This window comes from Lelliottia sp. AC1 (assembly GCF_023278595.1).
Classification (GTDB): Bacteria; Pseudomonadota; Gammaproteobacteria; order Enterobacterales; family Enterobacteriaceae; genus Enterobacter; species Enterobacter nimipressuralis.
In genome coordinates this window covers 3,251,442-3,269,504 of the sequence record NZ_CP025699.1, presented here as the reverse complement: position 1 = coordinate 3,269,504, position 18,063 = coordinate 3,251,442, and the positions used below count along the sequence as shown (strand labels likewise).

Genomic DNA, 18,063 nt, shown 5'->3' with positions numbered 1-18,063 from the left:
TGCGCGCACGCCGGAACTAAACTGGCTGCACCGATATACGCCTTATAACCCTTGTTTGGCATATGTGAAGCATATGCTGATTGCATTTTCCCCAGAAATCAGTAAAATTTTCGGGCTTTTAATATGACACTGGGCTCCGTTCCTCGATGGGGCCCTGTGTTTTATTCACACAAGAGGATGTTATGGTAACTATTCGTTTAGCACGTCACGGCGCAAAAAAGCGTCCGTTCTACCAGGTTGTTGTGACTGACAGCCGTAATGCACGCAACGGTCGCTTCATCGAGCGCGTTGGTTTCTTCAACCCGATCGCTAGCGGTTCTGAAGAAGAAACCCGTCTGGATCTGGATCGTATCGCTCACTGGGTTGGCCAGGGCGCTACTGTTTCCGATCGCGTTGCTACGCTTATCAAAGCAGCAAACAAAGCAGCTTAATCTGTCACGGTGGTCATGATGAGCAATAAAGCACCTGTTGAACCGATCGTATTGGGAAAAATGGGTTCTTGCTACGGTATCCGTGGTTGGCTCAGAGTGTTTTCCTCCACTGAAGACGCTGAAAGCATTTTTAACTACCAGCCCTGGTTTATCCAGAAAGGTGGTAAGTGGGAAGCGGTCGAGCTGGAAAGCTGGCGCCACCACAATCAGGATATCGTGATCAAGCTGAAAGGCGTTGACGATCGCGATGCGGCGAATCTGCTGACTAATTGCGAAATTGTCGTCGATTCATCGCAGCTGCCTTCGCTGGAAGAGGGTGATTATTACTGGAAAGACCTTATGGGTTGCCAGGTTGTCACCACTGAAGGCTATGGCCTGGGTAAAGTCATCGATATGATGGAAACCGGGTCAAATGACGTTCTCGTCATTAAGGCAAACCTGAAAGATGCATTTGGCATCAAGGAGCGGCTGGTTCCGTTCCTCGATGGGCAGGTTATCAAGAAAGTCGATCTCACTACGCGAACTATCGAAGTAGATTGGGATCCTGGTTTTTAAATTCTCCGGATAAACGGTAAAAGACGGCGCTATGTGGATTGGCATAATTAGCCTGTTTCCTGAAATGTTCCGCGCGATTACTGATTACGGGGTAACTAGCCGGGCAGTAAAAAAAGGCCTGCTGAACATCGAAAGCTGGAGTCCTCGTGACTTCACGCATGACCGGCACCGTACCGTGGACGAACGTCCTTACGGCGGCGGACCGGGGATGTTAATGATGGTGCAACCCTTACGGGACGCCATCCATACAGCAAAAGCCGCGGCAGGTGAAGGCGCAAAGGTGATTTATCTGTCACCTCAGGGACGCAAGCTTGATCAAGCAGGCGTAAGCGAACTGGCCACGAATCAAAAGCTGATTCTGGTATGTGGTCGCTATGAAGGGATAGATGAGCGCGTGATTCAGACCGAAATTGATGAAGAATGGTCAATCGGCGATTACGTTCTCAGCGGTGGTGAGTTACCGGCAATGACGCTGATTGACTCCGTTGCCCGGTTTATTCCGGGTGTACTGGGCCATGAAGCTTCAGCAACAGAAGACTCTTTTGCTGATGGATTGCTGGACTGTCCACACTATACCCGCCCTGAAGTGTTAGAAGGGATGGAAGTACCGGCGGTATTGCTGTCGGGGAACCATGCCGAGATACGTCGCTGGCGTTTGAAGCAGTCGCTGGGCCGAACCTGGCTTAGAAGACCTGAACTTCTGGAAAACCTGGCTCTGACTGAAGAGCAAGTAAGGTTGCTGGCGGAGTTCCAAAAAGAGCACGCACAACAGCAACATAAACATGATGGGCAAGCGTAAACGCTCCCGATATATCAGTTTACCCAGGATAAGAGATTAAATTATGAGCAACATTATTAAGCAAATTGAACAAGAGCAGATGAAGCAGGACGTACCTTCATTCCGTCCGGGTGATTCCGTGGAAGTGAAAGTATGGGTTGTTGAAGGTTCCAAAAAACGTCTGCAGGCATTCGAGGGCGTGGTTATCGCTATTCGTAACCGCGGTCTGCACTCTGCATTCACTGTTCGTAAAATTTCCAACGGCGAAGGTGTTGAGCGTGTCTTCCAGACTCACTCTCCAGTAGTTGACAGCATTACTGTCAAACGTCGTGGTGCTGTACGTAAAGCTAAACTGTACTACCTGCGTGAGCGTACTGGTAAGTCTGCTCGTATCAAAGAGCGTCTGAACTAATACTCGCTTAAGCAACATCCTGTTAAAAGGGCTGGCCGCAAGGCCGGCCCTTTTTTATGTAAATCCGCGCCGCTTGTTAACCTTCGTTTCATAAATCATTTACAATAGCCGCTCTCTAGCGGAGGGTAAGTGAATAACGCACTGCATCAATCAGCCTTGAAACGCACAGCGGCCTGGACCGCGCTGTTTGCGATCCTGCTGATCGTGGTCGCGCCGCTGATCTCCATTTCGCTACAAAAAGATCCCATGAGCGCGATGCCGGGGATGCATCATGATATGAGCCAGATGTCGATGGCAGAACATCATGGTGAGACGTCGCACTCGATGCCTGTCGATCACGCCGAAGCCTGTGGCTATTGTGTGCTAATGGCCCATGTGCCGGGCCTGATGCTGGCGCTGATCGTGCTGTTGTGCGCTGTGCTATTGCGACATCGCGTTAAACCGCCGCGACAGGCGGTGAGCCACTGGCACTTTTTCCCTTGGTTGTATCCTGATACCCGCGCGCCCCCGCAGCGGTCAGCTTTTTCCCTTTAAACCATAAAGAATGCGCTTTTGCGCATCGATAACGTTTTGCCTGCAAAAAGGAAAAGTATGACTGTCAGCACGCCACGCGCAGCATGGGGAAACCTGCTGCGACGCCTTCATTTCTATATCGGGTTGTTTGTTGGCCCGTTCATTTTTTTCGCTGCGCTAACGGGGACGCTCTACGTGGCGACACCGCAGCTCGAAAACATGTTGTACAAACATGCACTGTTTAGCGATACCACTGGTGAAGCTCAACCTCTGGCCGAGCAAATTGCAGTCGCGGAGAAAGCCATTGGGGACCAACTTCGTCTGCAGGCCGTGCGACCGGGGCTGATCCCGGGTGAAACTACGCGCGTGATGTTTGCCGACCCGATGCTCGGGCCGTCGGAGAATCGGGCGATTTTTATCGATCCCGTGAGCCTGGAAGTACGCGGCGATATGACGGTCTACGGCACCAGCGGAATTTTGCCGCTGCGCCAGACTATTGACTATCTGCACAGCTCGCTGATGCTGGGGGATATCGGGCGTTTGTACAGTGAGCTGGCCGCGTCCTGGATGTGGATCGCCGCCCTGGGCGGGATTGCGCTGTGGTGTTATACCCGCCCGAAGCGACGTATCAATAACCGATTCCAGAACCGACGTCGCGTGCATGTCGCGCTCGGCTGGGGTCTGCTGGGGGGAATGTTGCTGTTTTCTGCGACCGGGCTTACCTGGTCACAATGGGCGGGTGGCAACGTCGATAAGCCACGTAAAGAGATGAACTGGCTGACGCCGCAGGTCAACACGCAGCTGCGTGGTCCCGCGGCAGAAGTCGATCCTCATGCTGAACATCGTGGCCATCACGATGCGATGATGCCGGATATGGGCATGAATCTGACGCTCTTAGACAGCGTCCTGCATGCGGCCAGAAGAGCGGGGATCGATGCGAACAAGCTGGAAGTTCGCCCCGCTAAAATGGCTGAACAGGCCTGGACGGTCACGGAAATCGATCGTGGCTGGCCCACGCAGGTGGACGCGGTTGCCGTTGATCCGCACTCAATGCAGATCCTCGATCGGACGCGTTTCGCGGACTTCCCGCTGATGGCGAAGCTGACCCGCTGGGGCGTGGATTTCCATATGGGGATTTTGTTCGGTCTGGTGAATCAGCTGATCCTGATCGTTTTCGGCGTAGCGCTGTGCGTGTTGATCGCGTGGGGGTATCGGATGTGGTGGATGCGTCGTCCGGTTAAGGCCACCGGCAACCCGGTGCTCACGCTTTGTCAGTGCTGGCTTGCTCTCCCCGCCAGTGGGCGAGGAGTCACGCTCTTTATCGGGGTGATGCTGGGGATCATTATGCCGGTGATGGGCGTCAGTCTGGTATTTTTCGTGCTGATTGACTGGCTGCGCTGGCGCGCGCAGTGCCTGTTGACGTTGTCAGAATCCACCAAATAGTGATTAAGGCGTGCTGATGACCACTGCAACGCGGCGGTTTTCAGCACGCCCCTGAGCTGTAGCATTGCTAGCGACCGGATATTGTTTACCTAAGCCCTGAGTGGTGAGGTTGCTGCGCGGGATATTCGCCCCTTTTGCCCAGGTATCAGCCACGACGTTCGCGCGTTTAAGCGAGAGGGATTGGTTGTAACTTTCTTCCCCATAGTTGTCCGTGTGCCCGTCCATACGTGCATGGACCAGCCCGGTGGCGGCCAGACGTGTCGCCATGGTCTGGATCTGCTGCTCGCTCTCCGGACGCAGCTGATATTCATTCTTGCCGAATAAAATCTTCGCCGACAGGCCGAGGGACCAGTCGCCGTTCGTTTCGTTAAAACCGTAGGATTTCATTGCCGCAATCTGTTCTGGGGTGAATTTCCCCTGAGGTGGTGCCTGGCAGCCTGCCAGAATCGTTGTAGCCAGTAAAACTGGAGCGAGATATCGCCTTAACATAACGTGTTCCTTTTATTACAAAATTATTGTCGGACGCTGGTTTTTCACTTGATACATATTGCGGTCGGCTTGCTCCAGTAATGCCTCTACCGAGGTATTTTCCCACGCCAGAGCGAAGCCAATGCTGAGTGACATGTGTGCCGTATGTCCGTTGTGCAGGTCGTACGGCTGGAGAAACTGCTGCGAAAGCGCAGTGCAAATCTGTTGAACGTCTGCCGCCGAGTGAATGCCATACAGGATCATGGCAAATTCATCGCCGCCCAGACGGTATGACTGATAACGTTTCCCGCCAAATTCCACCATTCTGCTGGCGACTTCTATCAGCACGCAGTCACCTGCCGCGTGCCCCCAGGTATCGTTGATCTGCTTGAAGTTATCGCCATCCAGGAACAGCAGGGCGGAATTCATCTGTGCAGAAGCGTCATTCATGAGCGCCGCGATACTGCTGCGGAATGCGGCGCGGTTCGCCAGCCCGGTGAGCGGATCGTGCATCGCGGTGCGCATCAACTGTGCGTTCCGGGCCTGCAGCTTGAGCTGCCACTCCTCCATTTCGTCGAGCAGGCTGTTGAAATCCTGCCCAAAGCGATGGAACTCTTCGATACGCTCCTCTTCGACGCGGCGCGAGAAATTACGGTTCGTTTTAACGTCATGCACCACGTCGGTGATATTTTGCAGTGCGGTGACGACTCCGTTGTGCAATGAACGGGTAATGGTCAGCGCCACAAAAGCGGCGAAAAGAATACAGCCGGTCAGCACGGCAAAAGACGTCCAGAGGAAATGGCTAATCAGGCTGTCGCGCGCGGTGATGCGCACTTCACCAATCACCTTGCCGTTATGCACCACGGGCTGTGCGGCAGGGACGGGGAACAGCATGCGACTGACCAGCGTGCTCAGGGTATCGGTATCATCATCAGGGGTCCACGACCAGTAGGCAAAACGCTTCTGATGGATGTCGAGCACCTCGGCAACGGAAAATTGCCCCTGTCTACCCAGTGTGGCAAGCGTTTCATTAGCGGCGGTGGCATCATTAAATACTAATGAGGCTTCCAGGCTTCGGCTCATGGTCGCGCTGGTTAATTCGAGGTTTTTTTGTGCGTATTGTTTTAATGTAACCACTGACGCAATACACAATAATAACCATATCAGCGTCATGGTAATTACCACGCTAATCATACTGATGCGCCGCAACGTTCTTTTAAACGTCGGCCGTGGCGTTGAAGAAAGTTCCTTATTCATGCTTCTTATTCCGGGCAAGCATTAACACATCCGGATTCACTCTTACGCCACTGCGAGACAGGGCATCCAGATTGACAGAAAATCTCACTGTTTCTTCATTAATTATCAGACAAAAAGCACTGCCAATAACACATTCCAGGTTTTGCTCGGCGATTAATAGTAACGCGCGGCCCTGATAATTCCTGAATAATTCAAGTTGAGCAGCAGGTGACTCGTTTCCAAAATAAACGGCATCGCAGGTGGCATGTAATGCTTCAGACTCATTTTGCACAATCAAAGGTGTGTAGGGTAAAGCAGCAGAGCCGCTGTCACTCAGTACCTGGGCGAAACGAGAAGACGAAAAAATACAGAGTTTAGGCTGGCCAGATAGTGCAGGCCAACGGGAATAGCTGACGATACCAGAGACGATCGAACGCACTGACTTCTCTTTTTCGGTCAATGTTGTCGCGAAACTTTGCTCGCTGATAATGCACAGCATGAGTGCCAGAATCAGATGGCACAAAGGGAACGTAAAAAAATGTCTCACCAGAATCCGCCATACCACTCTGGAAATATATATCCTTGAATATTGCAGGAAGAATACCATTGTTTACCTGAGTAGTCATTATGTGGAATTTGTTGTGACTTAAGCTAAATCTGAGTTGTAATTGAATGAAATTATTAAGTTATTAAATTAATTAAGTCTCGAACCGCGCATACCTTCATCCATACCTTTTTGCCAGGATTTGCGCAGCGGGTCGGCATTTTCTGCCGTATCACAACTGGCTGGGAATATTTTACCGGACAGACCCCACGCATAGACAAAATCTTCGGTGCAGACTTTTTTCTGACCATCAGCATAACCGCGCAGGTATTCACTGCGATCGACGTCAGGATCGTTAAAATTATCCGCGAGAGTTTCGTTACTTTTTATTGATACACCATTCATGGCATCTTCTTTGCCGGCGGTAAACCAGCTGGTGCCGGTCCAGGTGGGCTGGAAGGTATAAGGGTTGATTTGACAGCCTGTCAATAATATCGCCAGCAGCGCGAGAGCAATGGAACGCATAGTGATTCGCCTTTTCTTCTTTTTCTTCAGCATAGCCTGGCAATCAATAATCAGGGTGTAATTTTATCTTTACGAAAAAAGCGGATATTTTTTGCTTTAAAATGCGACTTGTAAAGTAATGTTTACGTATTTTGGATTGAAATCTTTACTTGATGTGATATTGTGTGTTCACCTCATCGAGGAAACCACTATCGCAAACGAGCATTACAGGATCGCCATCATGCATAAAGACGCGCTGAATAACGTACATATTACCGACGAACAGGTTTTGATCACGCCAGATCAGTTGAAGCTGGAATTCCCGCTGAGTTCTGAACAGGAGGCGCAGATTGAGCACTCCCGCCAGACTATCTCTGACATCATTGCCGGTCGCGATCCGCGTCTGCTGGTGGTGTGCGGGCCATGCTCCATTCACGATCCTGAAACCGCGATTGAATATGCTCGTCGATTTAAAGCATTAGCAGAGGAGGTCAGCGATAGCCTCTACCTGGTCATGCGCGTCTATTTTGAAAAACCTCGTACCACCGTTGGCTGGAAGGGGTTGATTAACGATCCACACATGGATGGCTCGTTTGATGTGGAAGCCGGTCTGAAGATTGCGCGTCGTCTGCTGGTAGAACTGGTGAGCATGGGGCTGCCGCTGGCGACAGAAGCACTTGATCCGAACAGCCCGCAATACCTAGGCGATCTGTTTAGCTGGTCCGCGATTGGTGCTCGCACCACAGAATCACAGACTCACCGCGAGATGGCGTCTGGCCTGTCGATGCCGGTTGGTTTTAAAAATGGGACCGACGGTAGCCTTGCGACAGCGATTAACGCCATGCGCGCTGCGGCGATGCCGCACCGTTTTGTCGGCATCAACCAGGCCGGCCAGGTTTGTCTGCTCCAGACCCAGGGCAACCCGGATGGTCACGTTATCCTGCGCGGCGGTAAAGCACCTAACTACAGCCCGGCGGATGTCGCCCAGTGCGAAAAAGAGATGGAACAGGCGGGACTGCGGCCGGCTCTGATGGTAGATTGCAGCCATGGTAATTCCAACAAAGATTACCGTCGCCAGCCTGCGGTAGCGGAATCCGTTGTCGCACAAATTAAAGACGGTAACCGTTCGATTATCGGCCTGATGATTGAGAGTAATATCCACGAGGGTAATCAGTCATCTGAACAGCCGCGTAGCGCAATGAAACACGGTGTCTCAGTAACCGACGCCTGCATCAGCTGGGAAGCGACGGATGCGCTGCTGCGTGAGATCCACAAAGATTTGAACGGCCAGCTGGCGACGCGTCTGGCTTAAGAGGTTAGTTATGGTTGCAGAATTGACCGCACTACGCGATCAAATTGATGAGGTGGATAAGGCGCTGCTGGATTTGCTGGCGCGCCGGATGTCACTGGTTGCCGAAGTCGGGGAAGTGAAAAGTAAATACGGCCTGCCGATTTACGTGCCAGAGCGTGAAGCGTCGATGCTCGCCTCCCGGCGTAATGAGGCGCAGCTGATGGGCGTCTCTCCCGATCTGATTGAAGATGTGCTGCGCCGCGTGATGCGTGAATCCTACTCCAGTGAAAACGATAAGGGCTTTAAAACCCTCTGTCCGTCGCTGCGACCGGTGGTGATCGTTGGCGGCGGCGGCCAGATGGGGCGTCTGTTTGAGAAGATGCTGACGCTTTCTGGTTATCAGGTGCGCATTCTTGAAAAAGAGGACTGGGCACGTGCGCCAGAGATGATGGCCGACGCAGGCATGGTTATTGTCAGCGTGCCGATTCATGTGACCGAAGAGATTATCGGCAAACTGCCGTCTCTGCCGGAAGATTGTATTCTGGTGGATCTGGCGTCCGTGAAGAATGGTCCGCTGCAGGCGATGCTGGCGGCCCATAACGGACCGGTACTGGGTTTGCACCCGATGTTCGGCCCGGATAGCGGCAGCCTGGCGAAACAGGTCGTGGTCTACTGCGATGGTCGTCAGCCGGAAGCGTACCAGTGGTTCCTGGAACAGATTCAGGTCTGGGGTGCACGTCTGCATCGTATTAGCGCGGTGGAGCACGATCAGAATATGGCGTTCATTCAGGCACTGCGCCACTTTGCGACCTTTGCCTATGGCCTGCATCTGGCGGAAGAGAACGTCCAGCTGGAGCAGTTGCTGGCACTCTCCTCGCCAATTTACCGCCTGGAGCTGGCGATGGTTGGGCGTCTGTTTGCGCAGGATCCGCAGCTGTATGCTGATATCATTATGTCGTCAGAAAATAATCTGGCGCTGATCAAGCGCTACTACCAGCGGTTTGGTGAGGCGATAGCGCTGCTGGAGCAGGGCGATAAGCAGGCCTTTATCGACAGTTTCCGTAAGGTTGAGCACTGGTTCGGGGATTACGCGAAGCGTTTCCAGAGCGAGAGCCGCACCTTATTGCGCCAGGCGAACGATAGTCGCCAGTAATCTGATGATGTATATACTAAAAGCCAGCACTGCTGGCTTTTTTCATTTTGGGGATTTGTCATGGCTGAACCGCAGGTTTTATTCGACTACACCGGGCACTTACCGGAATGCCCGACCTGGAGCGAAAGCGAAAACGCGCTCTATTGGGCCGATATTCTGGAAGGTGAAATTCATCGTTATCACCTCTCTTCGGGTCAACACTCTGTTCTCTCATTTCATGAGGAGGTCGGGTGTTTTGCCTTACGCGAGAAGGGCGGTTTTATCGTCGCGATGCGTAACGCGATCTGGCTGACGGATAAGCACGGCCTGCTCCAGCGAAAAGTCTGCGATAACCCCTCGAATCCTCAACTGGCGCGTTTTAACGACGGCGGCACCGATCATCTCGGGCGTTTTTACGCGGGAACATTCTGGGGACCAGGGGATTACAACGGGGCGATGCTGATGCGCATTGATAACGATCTGACGCCGAAAGTCATTCAGTGTGATATCCACGGGCACAACGGCCTGGCTTTTAGTTCGGACAGGCAGTGGATGATGACTTCAGATACGCCGAACCGCGTGATTTACCGTACACCGCTGGACGAAAAGGGCGAGCCGGGTGCTCGTGAAGTGTTCCGCCGCTTCGAAAAAGGCGAGGGAATACCGGATGGCGCCGCGATGGATACTGAAGGCTGCTACTGGAGCGCATTGTTTGATGGCTGGCGTATTGCGCGGTTTACTCCACAGGGGGAACAGCTGGAAGAGTATCGCTTGCCGGTGCGCTGTCCGACGATGGTCTGTTTCGGCGGGGATGATATGAAAACCCTGTTTATCACCACCACGCGTGAAAATATGGATCGTGACGAAGTGACGAAATATCCGCTATCGGGCGCTATCTTCACCCTGCCAGTCAGTGTGGCAGGAATGAAGAAAGGCCCGTTTATTGAGCGTTAAACCGGATCGACCGGGACCACGTTCTCGCCCGGATAACAGCCCAGCACTTTCATCGAACGGGTGATCTCGCCCAGTTCGCGCAGGGCTTTCTGCATGGACGCTGATTTGAGGTTGGCCTGGATATCGAGATAGAACATCTCTTCCCACGGATTGCCGTTGATCGGGCGGGATTCCAGTTTGGTCATAATCAGGTTGTGATTACGTAACACCAGCAGGGCTTCAACCAGCGCACCCGCCTGCTGGCCGGTCGCCATCAGCAGAGTGGTTTTCGCCGGAACTTGCTCGGATACATCAATCGCTTTACGTGCCAGCACCACGAAGCGGGTGATGTTCTGGGTCTGGTTAGCCAGGTTGCGCTCCAGTACCTGCAGGCCATACAGCGCGCCACCAGCTTCGCTACCGAGAGCCGCCACGCGCGGAGAGTTGGCCTGCGCCACTTTCTCCATCGCCGCTGAGGTGCTTTCGGTGTACTCAATTTTCCAGTTCGGATAGCGGTTCAGGAACTGGCTGCACTGCTGGAATGGCTGCGGGTGGCTGTATACGGTATCAATTTGATTCAGGTCGGTTGAGCCTGAGACCAGCACGCAGTGATCAATTGGAATGGTCATTTCGCCGACCAGCGACAGGCTGGTGTGCTGAAGCAGATCGTAGACGTCATTAATCGCCCCGGAACTGGTGTTCTCAATCGGCACCACGGCGTAGTCTGCCTGACCGGTTTCAACCTGGTTAAAGATATCGGCGAATTTGGCGCAGCCACTCTCGATAAACTCCTCGAAATGCCGGGCGGCATACTGGCGCGCAGCCAGGTGCGAGTAAGAGCCTTTAGGTCCCAAAAATGCAACGCGCGCTGAGTGCGGATTGGTTTTATTCAGATGTTGTTGCAGCAGCGCTTGCTGGGTCAGAACGGAATCTTCAATGATCAACTGGAACAGGCGAGTAATGTAGTGTGCATCAAGGTGGTGGGCTTTACCCAGCTGGATCAGGCGCTCCAGCAGATCGCGCTCACGGTCGATATCACGTACCGGGCGGTGGGAGTCCAGCTTGGCTTTACCCACTTCAACGGCGAGCGTGCGGCGTTCAGCCAGCAGCGCCAGTAATTTCTCATCCAGCGCGCTGATTTTTACTCGCAGATCCAGTAACGGGTTTTCCGATGTCATAGCGTTGCCTATTTCGTTTATTGTTATCAATAAAAAAGGCCCCCCGGTGTGGGAGGCCTTGTTGTTCGTCTTCGCATTCTTTATCACACGACGAAACGCCTCCCATTCAGGGGAAGGTAAAAAAGAATGCGAAGAAAAACGGGGTGTGGTTCATGAGTTCATCCTGTTGTTGATACCGTTAAAGTACCCGTACTGTTTTGATGCTGTCAATAAAAAACGCGCCCTGAGGCGCGTTGGCGGTACACTCAATTTAAAGGATTACTCTTCTTCAACTTCTTCGGCATAGCTTGCGTCTTTCACCGAGGTGGTGGCGCGACGGGCTTCGCCTTTGTGTTGCACTTTATTGAGCTGCCGTTCCAGCTTGTTGATCAAATCGTTGATAGCGGTGTACATATCTTCGTGTTTAGCGCTGGCGACCAGATGGCCGTTAGGAGTATTGATAGTTGCGTCAGCGGTAAAACCCTGTGGTTCCTTAGACAGAATGATATGCGGGTTAATCAAATGAGTTTGCCATTTATCCAGTTTGGCGAGACGGTCTGCGACGTGCTGGCGAATTGCCGGAGTAATTTCCATTTGTTTACTGGTAATGTTCATTGTCATAAATTTTACCTCTTGTCTTTCCGTCTTGGTGATTCCAGCATACCTGTCCTAATGTCAAAATGTGTGATCTAAATCACGTTATTTTGTCACTTTTTGTCAAGGAAGCTTTTTTGTGAGGAAAGACAGGAACACGTGATTTTTACCTTGTCGAACTCAGGAATTGCAGCCATAGTTGATAGGATTCGTCGGCACCAAACCGCTTCAGTGGATGGCGAAATGGATAAAAAAACGGCAGCCCTTGGGCTGCCGTTTTACGTTTGGGAACGATCAGGTATTGCTGCTGTTCGCGGCGATAATCTTCGCCACTTTCTCAGCCTGTGCGTTCATCTGCATCTGGCGGTACGCGTTTTCCATCAGCTTCAAACCATCGCGAGTGGCTTGTGTGTCCGGGTAATCACGCAGCATGCCTTCGACGCGGTTAACCACTGCCACCCATGCGCCACGACGCGTATAGTACTCGGCAACGGAGTACTCATACTTGGACAGACGATCTTTCAGGAACACCAGACGCTTGGTGGCATCGGTGATGTACTGACTGTTCGGGTAGCCGCGCACCAGCTTGGAGAAGTCATTAAATGCGTCACGCGCGTGCTGCGGGTCGCGGTCAGAACGATCAACACCGAAGAAACCTTGCAGAGCACTGTCATCCAGAGCCATGTTGGTCAGGCCGCGCATGTACATGACATAATCAATGTTCGGATGAGTCGGGTTCAGACGGATGAAGCGATCGATGGTAGCCTGAGCCAGCGGCAGATCGGCATTTTTGTAGTAGGCGTAGATGAGATCTAATTGTACCTGTTGGGAATACGGACCAAATGGATAACGATTATCCAGCGCTTCCAGTTGCGTTATCGCCTGTTTCCAGTTACCGTCCTGCAGTTTTTGTTGTGCAGTCGCATAGATTTCATTCGGCGGATTGTCAGGGACCTGTTCATTTGAACCGGAGCAGCCCACCAAAGCCAGGCTCAACGTGGCCGCTGCCACCAGATATTTCATGCGCGTCATGACGTTTTGACTTTCCTCAAATGTTTGTCCGGGAGAATCTCTTTCCTGCTCCCGATTAAGACCAGCTACAATAGCACACTATATTATACGGCAAAGCCGTAAAACCCAACGTTAAACGAAGAAGCAGTCTATGGCACAACGAGTAGAACTCACCGCAACAGTCTCCGAAAATCAGCTCGGTCAACGCTTAGATCAAGCTTTGGCCGAAATGTTCCCTGATTATTCGCGTTCACGCATAAAAGAATGGATTCTTGACCAGCGCGTGCTGGTTAACGGCAAAGTATGGGACAAGCCAAAAGAGAAAGTGTTAGGTGGGGAAGCCGTCGCCATCAATGCTGAAATAGAAGAAGAAGTCCGCTTTGAGGCACAAGAGATCCCGTTAGAAATCGTCTATGAAGATGATGACATTCTGGTGATCAACAAACCGCGCGGCCTGGTCGTGCATCCTGGCGCCGGTAATCCTGACGGTACCGTACTGAATGCGCTGCTTCATTATTATCCGCCGATTGTTGACGTTCCGCGTGCGGGCATCGTTCATCGTCTGGATAAAGACACTACAGGTCTGATGGTGGTCGCGAAAACGGTTCCTGCCCAGACGCGTCTGGTGGAATCGCTGCAGCTGCGTGAAATCACCCGTGAATATGAAGCCGTCGCGATTGGTCATATGACATCTGGCGGCACGGTCGAAGAGCCGATCAGCCGTCACCCGACCAAGCGTACCCATATGTCAGTGCATCCGATGGGGAAACCTGCGGTAACGCACTACCGCATTATGGAACATTTCCGCATTCATACGCGTCTGCGTCTGCGTCTGGAAACCGGCCGTACTCACCAGATCCGTGTGCATATGTCGCACATTACCCATCCGCTGGTGGGCGATCAGGTTTACGGTGGTCGTCCGCGTCCGCCGAAAGGCGCGTCGGAAGAATTTATCAGCACTCTGCGTAAATTCGATCGCCAGGCCTTACACGCGACCATGCTGCGTCTCTATCACCCGATCACCGGTATCGAGATGGAATGGCATGCGCCAATTCCTCGGGATATGGTCGAGCTGATTGACGCGATGCGTGCGGACTTTGAAGAACATAAGGATAAAGTGGACTGGTTATGACCAAACTGATTGTCCCGGAGTGGCCAATTCCTGAAGGCGTGGCAGCCTGCAGCTCTACCCGCGTTGGTGGCGTCAGTCACGACGCGTGGGCGTCATTAAATCTTGGCGCCCACTGTGGCGATAACCTGGAACATGTCGAAGAGAACCGCAAGCGTATGTTTGCGGCAGGAAATCTGCCATCAAAACCGGTCTGGCTTGAGCAGGTGCACGGCAAAGATGTGTTGAGGCTGACGGGAGAACCCTACGCTTCAAAACGTGCCGACGCCTCTTACAGTAAGACTCCCGGGACAGTCTGTGCCGTGATGACCGCCGATTGTTTGCCTGTTCTGTTTTGCAACCGCGCGGGTACCGAAGTGGCAGCAGCCCATGCTGGCTGGCGCGGGCTGTGTGCGGGCGTACTTGAAGAGACGGTTGCCTGTTTCGACGATCGTCCGGGCAATATTATTGCCTGGCTCGGTCCGGCGATTGGGCCACAGGCCTTTGAAGTCGGGCCAGAAGTGCGTGACGCCTTTATCGACAAAGACTCGCAGGCCGTCAGTGCGTTTCAGCCGAAAGGGGATAAATACCTGGCCGATATCTATCAGCTTGCCCGCCAGCGGCTTGGCAATGTCGGTGTGACGCAGATCTTCGGTGGCGATCGCTGTACCTTCACCGAAAAGGGTGATTTTTTCTCCTATCGTCGCGACAACACGACAGGTCGTATGGCAAGTTTCATTTGGCTGATATAACCTAACGAATCAAGACGATCCGGAACGCGCTGTTTTCTTTTCGTATAATTCAGGTCATTAACCTTGAATAATTGAGGGATGACCTCATTTAATCTCCAGTAGCAAATTTGACCTGTTATGGGAGGAGTTATGCGTCTGGATCGTCTTACTAATAAATTCCAGCTTGCTCTCGCCGATGCCCAGTCTCTCGCACTGGGGCACGACAACCAATTTATCGAACCTCTTCATTTAATGAGCGCCTTGCTGAATCAGGAAGGGGGATCGGTACGTCCTTTACTCACGTCTGCTGGTATTAATGCTGGCGAGCTGCGCACAGCCGTCGATCAGGCGCTGAGTCGTCTGCCACAGGTGGAAGGTACCGGTGGGGATGTTCAGCCGTCTCAGGATCTGGTGCGCGTGCTGAATCTTTGCGACAAGCTGGCGCAAAAACGTGGGGACAACTTTATCTCGTCAGAACTGTTTGTTCTGGCGGCGCTTGAATCACGCGGTACGCTGACCGATCTGCTGAAATCATCCGGTGCGACAACCGCCAATGTGACTCAGGCGATTGAAAAAATGCGTGGAGGTGAAAGCGTGAACGATCAGGGAGCCGAAGACCAACGTCAGGCTTTGAAAAAATATACGGTCGATCTGACTGAGCGTGCGGAACAAGGCAAGCTCGATCCGGTGATTGGCCGCGACGAAGAAATTCGCCGCACTATTCAGGTATTGCAACGTCGTACCAAAAACAACCCGGTACTGATCGGTGAACCCGGTGTCGGTAAAACTGCCATCGTCGAAGGTCTGGCGCAGCGAATTGTTAACGGCGAAGTACCGGAAGGGCTGAAAGGCCGTCGTGTGCTGGCTCTGGATATGGGGTCGCTGGTGGCCGGGGCGAAATACCGCGGTGAATTCGAAGAGCGTTTAAAAGGCGTGCTTAACGATCTGGCGAAACAGGAAGGCAATGTCATCCTGTTTATCGACGAACTGCACACCATGGTCGGTGCCGGTAAAGCCGACGGGGCCATGGATGCCGGGAACATGCTGAAACCAGCTCTTGCGCGTGGTGAACTGCACTGCGTCGGTGCGACAACGCTCGATGAGTATCGACAGTACATCGAGAAAGATGCTGCGCTGGAACGTCGATTCCAGAAAGTGTTCGTAGCGGAACCGACGGTGGAAGACACCATTGCTATCTTACGTGGTCTGAAAGAACGCTATGAACTGCATCACCATGTGCAGATTACTGACCCGGCTATCGTGGCGGCGGCGACACTGTCTCACCGATATATTGCCGACCGACAGCTGCCGGATAAGGCCATCGACCTGATCGATGAGGCGGCGTCCAGCATTCGTATGCAGATTGACTCCAAGCCGGAAGAGTTAGACAGACTCGACCGCAGAATCATTCAGCTCAAGCTTGAACAGCAGGCGCTGAAGAAAGAGTCTGATGAAGCGAGTAAAAAGCGCCTGGATATGCTTAATGAGGAATTGGACGACAAAGAGCGTCAGTATTCTGAATTAGAAGAAGAGTGGAAAGCTGAGAAGGCGTCGCTTTCTGGCACGCAGACGATCAAGGCTGAGCTTGAGCAGGCGAAAATCGCCATTGAGCAGGCGCGTCGCGTGGGCGATTTGGCACGTATGTCTGAGTTGCAGTACGGCAAAATTCCGGAACTGGAAAAACAGCTGGAGATGGCAACCCAGTCTGAAGGCAAAACCATGCGTCTGCTGCGTAATAAAGTAACGGACGTGGAAATTGCCGATGTGCTGGCGCGCTGGACGGGTATTCCGGTTGCTCGCATGCTGGAAGGGGAGCGCGAAAAACTGCTGCGTATGGAGCATGACCTGCACCATCGTGTGATCGGTCAGGATGAAGCCGTCGAAGCCGTATCAAATGCGATTCGTCGTAGCCGTGCGGGCTTATCGGATCCTAATCGCCCGATTGGTTCGTTCCTGTTCCTTGGGCCGACCGGTGTTGGTAAAACCGAGCTGTGTAAGACACTGGCGAACTTTATGTTCGATAGCGACGACGCGATGGTGCGTATTGATATGTCCGAGTTTATGGAGAAACACTCCGTCTCGCGTCTGGTCGGTGCGCCTCCAGGATATGTCGGCTATGAAGAGGGCGGTTACTTAACTGAAGCAGTACGTCGTCGCCCCTATTCCGTCATCTTATTAGATGAAGTTGAAAAAGCGCATCCGGATGTCTTCAACATCTTGTTGCAGGTTCTGGATGATGGACGTCTGACTGACGGGCAGGGGAGAACGGTCGATTTCCGCAACACTGTGGTGATCATGACCTCGAACCTGGGTTCCGATTTGATTCAGGAACGTTTCGGCGAACTGGATTACGGTCATATGAAGGATCTGGTATTGGGCGTGGTTAGCCAGAGCTTCCGTCCGGAATTCATTAACCGTATAGATGAAGTTGTTGTGTTCCACCCTCTGGGGGAAAAACACATTGCGTCTATTGCCCAGATTCAGTTGCAGCGTTTGTATAAACGTCTTGAGGATCGTGGGTATGAAATCCACATCTCTGACGACGCGCTGAAGCTGCTGAGTGCAAATGGTTACGATCCGGTTTACGGGGCGCGTCCTCTGAAACGTGCTATCCAGCAGCAGATCGAAAACCCGCTGGCGCAGCAAATCCTTTCCGGGGAGCTTGTCCCAGGGAAAGTGATTCGACTCGAAGTCAACGAAGACAAAATTGTGGCAGTGCAGTAAGTCACAAAACATCAAAAACGAGCCTTTCGGGGCTCGTTTTTGTTTAAAAACCAGGCGAGACTCAGTGTTAGAGGTTCGATTTGCCTGGAAAATGAGCAGTCAGTCATTATTTTCTTATTTAGACTTGCAGCCTCAGAATAACTCCCTATAATGCGCCTCCACTGACACGGAACAACGGCACGCAAGCCGCCGGGACAGAAGGGGTTCAGCGATGAACGCCGACAGCGAAAAGCGAAATTAAACGCTTGACTCTGAATGAGGAAAACGTATTATACGGGACCTCGCAACGGTGAGCGAAAGCCGCGTTGCACTGCTCTTTAACAATTTATCAGACAATCTGTGTGGGCACTCAAAGTGACATGGATTCTAAACGTCGCAAGACGCTAAATGAATACCAAAGTCTCTGAGTGAACATACGTAATTCATTACGAAGTTTAATTCACGAGCATCAAACTTAAATTGAAGAGTTTGATCATGGCTCAGATTGAACGCTGGCGG

The 18,063-nt window shown here is 52.4% G+C and carries 20 protein-coding genes and 1 other annotated feature; of the genes, 12 read left to right on the top strand and 8 right to left on the bottom strand.

Annotated elements, in window-relative coordinates:
- The first annotated feature begins 182 nt into the window (after positions 1–182).
- The 6 genes from rpsP to C0560_RS15450 all read left to right on the top strand — a co-directional run bounded on the left by rpsP (position 183) and on the right by C0560_RS15450 (position 4,132).
- A complete protein-coding gene (gene rpsP, locus C0560_RS15475; protein WP_014171249.1) occupies positions 183–431 on the top strand; it encodes a 30S ribosomal protein S16 in 249 nt (82 codons plus the stop codon).
- A gap of 15 nt (positions 432–446) precedes the next feature.
- Entirely contained in the window at positions 447–986 is a 540-nt protein-coding gene (gene rimM / locus C0560_RS15470; protein WP_100779247.1) for a ribosome maturation factor RimM, read from the top strand.
- A 31-nt stretch (positions 987–1,017) separates the two neighbouring features.
- Positions 1,018–1,785: a tRNA (guanosine(37)-N1)-methyltransferase TrmD gene (trmD, locus tag C0560_RS15465; protein WP_248858975.1), complete on the top strand. Its 768-nt coding sequence runs from the start codon at positions 1,018–1,020 to the stop codon at positions 1,783–1,785.
- 43 nt (positions 1,786–1,828) lie between these two features.
- Positions 1,829–2,176, top strand: a complete 348-nt coding sequence (rplS, locus tag C0560_RS15460) for a 50S ribosomal protein L19 (RefSeq protein ID WP_095282974.1) — start codon at positions 1,829–1,831, stop codon at positions 2,174–2,176.
- Positions 2,177–2,305: 129 nt separating this feature from the next.
- Positions 2,306–2,710, top strand: coding sequence for a DUF2946 domain-containing protein (locus C0560_RS15455; RefSeq protein ID WP_248858973.1), 405 nt, complete (start codon positions 2,306–2,308; stop codon positions 2,708–2,710).
- Positions 2,711–2,767: 57 nt separating this feature from the next.
- Complete coding sequence (locus C0560_RS15450) at positions 2,768–4,132, top strand: PepSY domain-containing protein (RefSeq protein WP_248858971.1); 1,365 nt, start codon at positions 2,768–2,770, stop codon at positions 4,130–4,132.
- Between the two features lie 3 nt (positions 4,133–4,135).
- Here C0560_RS15450 and C0560_RS15445 read toward each other — a convergent pair whose 3' ends face one another.
- From C0560_RS15445 to C0560_RS15430, 4 genes are all read right to left on the bottom strand, one after another.
- Positions 4,136–4,621, bottom strand: a complete 486-nt coding sequence (locus tag C0560_RS15445) for an OmpA family protein (RefSeq protein ID WP_248858969.1) — start codon at positions 4,619–4,621, stop codon at positions 4,136–4,138.
- A 15-nt stretch (positions 4,622–4,636) separates the two neighbouring features.
- Positions 4,637–5,857 (bottom strand): diguanylate cyclase DgcN, encoded by a 1,221-nt coding sequence (gene dgcN, locus C0560_RS15440; RefSeq protein ID WP_123428857.1) that lies wholly within the window; start codon positions 5,855–5,857, stop codon positions 4,637–4,639.
- Positions 5,850–6,335, bottom strand: a complete 486-nt coding sequence (locus tag C0560_RS15435; protein ID WP_248858967.1) for a YfiR family protein — start codon at positions 6,333–6,335, stop codon at positions 5,850–5,852. Before C0560_RS15435 ends, dgcN begins: the two co-directional genes overlap by 8 nt.
- A 195-nt stretch (positions 6,336–6,530) precedes the next feature.
- Positions 6,531–6,905 carry a DUF2799 domain-containing protein gene (locus C0560_RS15430; protein ID WP_194514112.1) on the bottom strand — a complete coding sequence of 125 codons (375 nt, stop codon included), beginning with the start codon at positions 6,903–6,905 and terminating at the stop codon, positions 6,531–6,533.
- Between the two features lie 220 nt (positions 6,906–7,125).
- On the opposite strand from C0560_RS15430, the gene aroF reads away from it, so the two are divergent.
- The 3 genes from aroF to C0560_RS15415 are packed head-to-tail and all read left to right on the top strand — an operon-like array spanning position 7,126 to position 10,261.
- A complete protein-coding gene (aroF, locus tag C0560_RS15425; protein WP_248858965.1) occupies positions 7,126–8,196 on the top strand; it encodes a 3-deoxy-7-phosphoheptulonate synthase AroF in 1,071 nt (356 codons plus the stop codon).
- A gap of 10 nt (positions 8,197–8,206) precedes the next feature.
- Complete coding sequence (gene tyrA / locus C0560_RS15420) at positions 8,207–9,328, top strand: bifunctional chorismate mutase/prephenate dehydrogenase (RefSeq protein ID WP_129034982.1); 1,122 nt, start codon at positions 8,207–8,209, stop codon at positions 9,326–9,328.
- Between the two features lie 60 nt (positions 9,329–9,388).
- A complete protein-coding gene (locus C0560_RS15415) occupies positions 9,389–10,261 on the top strand; it encodes an SMP-30/gluconolactonase/LRE family protein (RefSeq protein WP_248858963.1) in 873 nt (290 codons plus the stop codon).
- Here the strand turns inward: C0560_RS15415 and pheA are convergent.
- The 4 genes from pheA to bamD all read right to left on the bottom strand — a co-directional run bounded on the left by pheA (position 10,258) and on the right by bamD (position 13,023).
- Positions 10,258–11,418 (bottom strand): bifunctional chorismate mutase/prephenate dehydratase, encoded by a 1,161-nt coding sequence (gene pheA / locus C0560_RS15410; RefSeq protein WP_102105362.1) that lies wholly within the window; start codon positions 11,416–11,418, stop codon positions 10,258–10,260. The two genes, C0560_RS15415 and pheA, sit on opposite strands and share 4 nt — an antisense overlap.
- Before the next feature lie 29 nt (positions 11,419–11,447).
- Positions 11,448–11,573 (bottom strand) — a sequence feature (Phe leader region).
- Positions 11,525–11,572: a pheA operon leader peptide PheL gene (gene pheL, locus C0560_RS15405; protein ID WP_102105455.1), complete on the bottom strand. Its 48-nt coding sequence runs from the start codon at positions 11,570–11,572 to the stop codon at positions 11,525–11,527. Its footprint overlaps the feature before it by 48 nt.
- 103 nt (positions 11,574–11,676) lie before the next feature.
- Positions 11,677–12,018 (bottom strand): ribosome-associated translation inhibitor RaiA, encoded by a 342-nt coding sequence (raiA, locus tag C0560_RS15400; RefSeq protein WP_095282963.1) that lies wholly within the window; start codon positions 12,016–12,018, stop codon positions 11,677–11,679.
- A gap of 267 nt (positions 12,019–12,285) precedes the next feature.
- Positions 12,286–13,023 (bottom strand): outer membrane protein assembly factor BamD, encoded by a 738-nt coding sequence (bamD, locus tag C0560_RS15395; protein WP_100779259.1) that lies wholly within the window; start codon positions 13,021–13,023, stop codon positions 12,286–12,288.
- Positions 13,024–13,153: 130 nt separating this feature from the next.
- Between bamD and rluD the strand changes: the two genes are divergently transcribed.
- The 3 genes from rluD (at position 13,154) to clpB (ending at position 17,565) form a co-directional block, all read left to right on the top strand.
- Positions 13,154–14,134 (top strand): 23S rRNA pseudouridine(1911/1915/1917) synthase RluD, encoded by a 981-nt coding sequence (gene rluD, locus C0560_RS15390; protein WP_181826675.1) that lies wholly within the window; start codon positions 13,154–13,156, stop codon positions 14,132–14,134.
- Entirely contained in the window at positions 14,131–14,862 is a 732-nt protein-coding gene (yfiH, locus tag C0560_RS15385; RefSeq protein ID WP_129034980.1) for a purine nucleoside phosphorylase YfiH, read from the top strand. The genes rluD and yfiH overlap by 4 nt, the downstream gene beginning before the upstream one ends.
- A 129-nt stretch (positions 14,863–14,991) precedes the next feature.
- Positions 14,992–17,565: an ATP-dependent chaperone ClpB gene (gene clpB / locus C0560_RS15380; RefSeq protein WP_100779262.1), complete on the top strand. Its 2,574-nt coding sequence runs from the start codon at positions 14,992–14,994 to the stop codon at positions 17,563–17,565.
- Positions 17,566–18,063: the final 498 nt, after the last annotated feature.

Coding starts and splice junctions, on each gene's coding strand:
- rpsP (WP_014171249.1), top strand. CDS start 183: ATGGTAACTATTCGTTTAGCACGTCACGGCGCAAAAAAGCGTCCGTTC.
- rimM (WP_100779247.1), top strand. CDS start 447: ATGATGAGCAATAAAGCACCTGTTGAACCGATCGTATTGGGAAAAATG.
- trmD (WP_248858975.1), top strand. CDS start 1,018: ATGTGGATTGGCATAATTAGCCTGTTTCCTGAAATGTTCCGCGCGATT.
- rplS (WP_095282974.1), top strand. CDS start 1,829: ATGAGCAACATTATTAAGCAAATTGAACAAGAGCAGATGAAGCAGGAC.
- C0560_RS15450 (WP_248858971.1), top strand. CDS start 2,768: ATGACTGTCAGCACGCCACGCGCAGCATGGGGAAACCTGCTGCGACGC.
- C0560_RS15445 (WP_248858969.1), bottom strand. CDS start 4,621: ATGTTAAGGCGATATCTCGCTCCAGTTTTACTGGCTACAACGATTCTG.
- dgcN (WP_123428857.1), bottom strand. CDS start 5,857: ATGAATAAGGAACTTTCTTCAACGCCACGGCCGACGTTTAAAAGAACG.
- C0560_RS15435 (WP_248858967.1), bottom strand. CDS start 6,335: ATGCTGTGCATTATCAGCGAGCAAAGTTTCGCGACAACATTGACCGAA.
- C0560_RS15430 (WP_194514112.1), bottom strand. CDS start 6,905: ATGCGTTCCATTGCTCTCGCGCTGCTGGCGATATTATTGACAGGCTGT.
- aroF (WP_248858965.1), top strand. CDS start 7,126: ATGCATAAAGACGCGCTGAATAACGTACATATTACCGACGAACAGGTT.
- tyrA (WP_129034982.1), top strand. CDS start 8,207: ATGGTTGCAGAATTGACCGCACTACGCGATCAAATTGATGAGGTGGAT.
- C0560_RS15415 (WP_248858963.1), top strand. CDS start 9,389: ATGGCTGAACCGCAGGTTTTATTCGACTACACCGGGCACTTACCGGAA.
- pheA (WP_102105362.1), bottom strand. CDS start 11,418: ATGACATCGGAAAACCCGTTACTGGATCTGCGAGTAAAAATCAGCGCG.
- raiA (WP_095282963.1), bottom strand. CDS start 12,018: ATGACAATGAACATTACCAGTAAACAAATGGAAATTACTCCGGCAATT.
- bamD (WP_100779259.1), bottom strand. CDS start 13,023: ATGACGCGCATGAAATATCTGGTGGCAGCGGCCACGTTGAGCCTGGCT.
- rluD (WP_181826675.1), top strand. CDS start 13,154: ATGGCACAACGAGTAGAACTCACCGCAACAGTCTCCGAAAATCAGCTC.
- yfiH (WP_129034980.1), top strand. CDS start 14,131: ATGACCAAACTGATTGTCCCGGAGTGGCCAATTCCTGAAGGCGTGGCA.
- clpB (WP_100779262.1), top strand. CDS start 14,992: ATGCGTCTGGATCGTCTTACTAATAAATTCCAGCTTGCTCTCGCCGAT.